The sequence below is a fragment of the Vibrio fujianensis genome, from assembly GCF_002749895.1.
GTDB classification, from domain to species: Bacteria; Pseudomonadota; Gammaproteobacteria; order Enterobacterales; family Vibrionaceae; genus Vibrio; species Vibrio fujianensis.
In genome coordinates this window covers 1-4,212 of the sequence record NZ_NBUS01000020.1, presented here as the reverse complement: position 1 = coordinate 4,212, position 4,212 = coordinate 1, and the positions used below count along the sequence as shown (strand labels likewise).

Annotated in this window: 4 protein-coding genes; all 4 read right to left on the bottom strand. The window is 38.7% G+C overall.

Translation table 11 applies throughout. The annotated features are described in order from the left end of the window. Positions 1-456: 456 nt before the first annotated feature. The gene (locus B7C60_RS00450; RefSeq protein ID WP_010318499.1) at positions 457-720 is read right to left on the bottom strand and encodes a Txe/YoeB family addiction module toxin; all 264 of its coding nucleotides are present in this window, start codon (positions 718-720) and stop codon (positions 457-459) included. Then, positions 713-967, bottom strand: a complete 255-nt coding sequence (locus tag B7C60_RS00445; RefSeq protein WP_009836585.1) for a type II toxin-antitoxin system Phd/YefM family antitoxin — start codon at positions 965-967, stop codon at positions 713-715. Before B7C60_RS00445 ends, B7C60_RS00450 begins: the two co-directional genes overlap by 8 nt. 713 nt (positions 968-1,680) lie before the next feature. Beyond that, entirely contained in the window at positions 1,681-1,860 is a 180-nt protein-coding gene (locus B7C60_RS00440; RefSeq protein WP_002021999.1) for a DUF645 family protein, read from the bottom strand. Positions 1,861-3,111: 1,251 nt separating this feature from the next. Beyond that, positions 3,112-3,543, bottom strand: coding sequence for a hypothetical protein (locus tag B7C60_RS00425; RefSeq protein WP_099609974.1), 432 nt, complete (start codon positions 3,541-3,543; stop codon positions 3,112-3,114). Positions 3,544-4,212 lie beyond the last annotated feature (669 nt).

Here is a 4,212-nt window from a genome sequence, read left to right as displayed (position 1 = left end):
ACTTACATGAAAAGTTAGCAGTAACCCAGTAGAATTTGCGTGACAACGGCGAAACTGCGAGCCCTAGTTCAAAGAAAAAAAATGACTGCCACCAAGCTTATCGCAAACTAGCTTTACCAATAAAGCTCAGAACAAAGACTCGAAGAACAAGGAGACGAAAACTAAGCCAATATGAATAAAACTAGGTTTATAAATTTGAAAATAACCAATTTAAACAATAAGTTAAAATCATAAAACATGTAAAATAGAAACACACTTAAAAATAAATACACTTTAAATTTCAATACATTGCGGTCTTTTTCTCTACGGTTACATAACGCCCAATTAAGTAGCCCGAAACGCGACTACCAACTTTCCGCACAACACCGTAATCACTAAACTCAACGCATAATAAAAATGCCACGCGTTGAGGGTCTGCTTGAATTGTTTGTTAGCTGCCTGACGATAAAGCCTAAATTAATAGTGATAGCGACAAGAAATGATCGTGATTGCACTATCATCAACCGCATAAACTAACCTATTCGTATCATCTATTCGTCGCGACCAGAAACCAGATAAATTTTCTTTTAGTGGCTCAGGTTTACCTATGCCCTCGAAAGGAGAACGCTTAACATCCGTGATAAGTTTATTTATACGTTTAAGTGTTTTCTTGTCTTGCGTCTGCCAATAAACATAATCATTCCAAGATTCATCAGTCCAAGATAATAAACGACTACTCATCGATTAAATCTCTTTGGCTCACCTTACCCGCTTTAAACTGAGCAATTGAACGATGTAAGTGCTCAGCATTTGCCGGAGAACGAAGTAAATGAACCGTTTCCATTAAGCTATTGTAATAATCCAGTGACATAACAACGGCATCTTCAGAATCACGACGTGTGATTACGGTTGTATCTGCGTCATTAACAACAGCATCCAAAACGCTCTTCAAGCTATTTCTAGCTTCGGTAAAAGATACAATTCTCATAAAACCTCCACATGTACGTTTAATGAGACAAGTATATGACTAAAAAACCAACTTGTACAGCTAATGGAACATGCGAACTTGTAAGCAGCTAACGCCGCATTAAGGGGCAAGCAACGCTAACAACTGCACTCAAACTAGCCAGCCGTAACCTCAAATGATCACACAAACCAAAAGTGCCACGCGTTGATTGTCCCTCTTGAATGCTTTGTTATGTAACTTTACTAATAATTTCAAAGCATTACAAAGAATAGCATTGCCAAATATCGTTTAACTTACATGAAAAGTTAGCAGTAACCCAGTAGAATTTGCGTGGCAACGACAAAACTGCGAGCCCTAGTTCAAAGAAAAAAGTGACTGCCACCAAGCTTATCGCAAACCCGCTGAATCATTAACAACAAACTGAATACTCGAAGAATAAAGAAGCCGCAAGCTAAATCAACATGCACGAAACTAACCCAAAGAAAATTGAAATTAGATCAATCATAAAAAACATCTACTTTTCAACGCATTGTGGTCTTTTTTTCTTTACGGTTACATAACGCCCGCCTAAGGGGCTGGCAACGCATAACACTAAACTTAAACACAACAGTCGTAACCACCGCGGCTCAATGGGACTGGAAACGCTACGCGTTGACAGTCCCTCTTGAGGCGTTTGTTAGTTTCGTAGCCTATTGTTTAGCAATGACTTTTAACACATTTGCTTGAAAGTCATTTTACGCAAATGCATCGAACAAGCACACGTCCAACGCCAAAAGCTGTGAAGTTGACTGCCAAAACTCAAAACAATAAAGGTTAAGTTGGCCACGGTTAAGAGTCCGCGATAAAGAAAGCAAGATCACAGCGATGATGCTGCCTTTTGTGAAACCAAACTTTCCGAGTAGAACATCTAACAACGTTGGAGCATCGAGGTTTTTGGGCTTTCAGCAACTTTGAAACTACTGAACTGTCAACGCTTTCTACCAAATCAGCATCAAGCCAAACTTAAAAGTCCAGTTGTGCAGTTTGAACGCCAAAAGCTGAATTTTCAGAACCTTGGGCGTAAATTTTTGATGATCTTTCCTGAGAGAAACTAACGCCGCATTAAGGGGCAGGCAACGCAAACAACTGTGCTCAAATTAACCAACCGTAACCTCAAATGCTCAACCAAACCAAAACTGCCAAGCGTTGAATGTCCCTCTTGAATGCTTTGTTATGTAACTTTACTAACCATTTCAAAGCATTACAAAGAACAACATTGCCAAATATCGTTTAACTTACATGAAAAGTTAGCAGTAACCCAGTAGAATTTGCGTGGCAACGACGAAACTGCGAGCCCTAGTTCAAAGAAAAAAATGACTGCCACCAAGCTTATCGCAAATCCACTAAACCATTTAGAACCAGCTAAAAATTCGAAGAATAAAGAAGACGAAAACCAAATCAACATGAATAAAACTAACTTTACAAACTGTATAAATAACTAATAAAAACAATCAATTAAAGGTATAAACGTGTAAAGTAGAAGCTAAATTAAAAGTAAAGAAACCATAAAAACACTTTAATTTTCAAGATATTGTGGTCTTTTTCTCTACAGTTACATAACGCCGCATTAAGGGGCAGCCAACGCAAACAACTGCGCTCAAATTAACCAACCGTAACCTTAAATGCTCAACCAAACCAAAACTGCCAAGCGTTGACTGTCCCTATTGAATGCTTTGTTATGTAACTTTGCTAACCATTTCAAAGCATTACAAAGAACAACATTGCCAAATATCGTTTAACTTACATGAAAAGTGAGCAGTAACCCAGTAGAATTTGCGTGGCAACGACGAAACTGCGAGCCCTAGTTCAAAGAAAAAAGTGACTGCCACCAAACTTATCGCAAACTCGCTTTACCATTGAAGCCAGAGTAAAAAACTCGAAGAACAAGAAGCCGAAAGTTAAATCAACATGCATGAAACTCGCTCAGACAAAGTCGACATTGAAATTAGATCAATCATAAAAAATATTTACTTTTCAATGCATTGTGGTCTTTTTTCTTTACGGTTACATAACGCCCTGTTAAGGTGTGAGCAACGCAATACCGAAGCTACCGCATACCACCTTAAACACAAAACGCAACGCATAGAAAAAATGCCAAGCGTTGCGAATCACTCTTAAACAGATTGTTAGTTTGTCTTATCGGACTTCGATGACGGCTCTTCAAACTTGGTTAAATCTGGACAGTAAAGCAGAGCTTTAAAAAGAAAGAAAACACCAATCAATACGCCAATTGAACCAAAAACAGGAACAATACCTTCAGCCAAATAGCCAAAAGAAAAGAATAGAAAAGCTTTGATTACATAATGTAGTGCCGGATAGGTCATTCCTGACATAACGAGCAATATGTCATTTCGCTCTCCTTGCGCTATAACACCTTTAAGTAGCTCATCCCTTATTACAATATCCTTGCTAACCCTCTTTGAATAGGCCTTGGAATAGTTGGTTATTGCCCTTACAGCCCTCTGCCCTAGAGAAAAACATAGTGCAAATAACGCTGAACCTAGCGCTCCCTGTACAATTGTCGGCCACTCGGTAACTGTGCTTATAATATTGTTCATTTTTAACTCTAATTAAAAATGAGATTATATCAATAAGCGTAATATATTCACAATATTGGAGAGAAAACTAACGCCGCATTAAGGGGCAGGCAACGCAAACAACTAAACTCAAACTAGCCCACCGTAACCTCAAATGCCAACCAAACCAAAACTGCCAAGCGTTGACTGTCCCTCTTGAATGCTTTGTTATGTTTGGGGCTAAAACAGAGCATATATCCCGATTTTTTACTGATTTTTCAGGAGACTATAGTTAAGCCCACTTATTACATAGATTACCTATTCGTCATTTTCTTATACCCGACTATCACATCGTATAGCTTAAAAACCATACAATAGCTAAAATATTGTACTGGCCATAATTCTAGCCCTAAAATGCTTGTTGGATAATTTGCTAAATCCCTAAGCTTCAAATATAAAACCGCAGGCCACCAAATGATTCCCGCAGCTATCATTTCAAACCTGTAATACCACTTGAGCTCTATAGCTCCATCACTAGCCATCCCTGCATGAAGGAATAGAAAATACCCCAGAACCGAAAGAAAAGTAATCAAAGCCACTCGCTTTATCCAAATCACGCATTTCCTCCGAAAACATAACGCCGCATTAAGGGGCAGGCAACGCAAATAACTGTACTAAAACTAGCCAGCCTTAACCTCAAATGCCAACCAA

What these genes read in the sequence shown, in the direction of transcription:
- B7C60_RS00450 (WP_010318499.1), bottom strand. Translation starts at nt 720, where the DNA reads ATGAGTAGTCGTTTATTATCTTGGACTGATGAATCTTGGAATGATTAT.
- B7C60_RS00445 (WP_009836585.1), bottom strand. Translation starts at nt 967, where the DNA reads ATGAGAATTGTATCTTTTACCGAAGCTAGAAATAGCTTGAAGAGCGTT.
- B7C60_RS00425 (WP_099609974.1), bottom strand. Translation starts at nt 3,543, where the DNA reads ATGAACAATATTATAAGCACAGTTACCGAGTGGCCGACAATTGTACAG.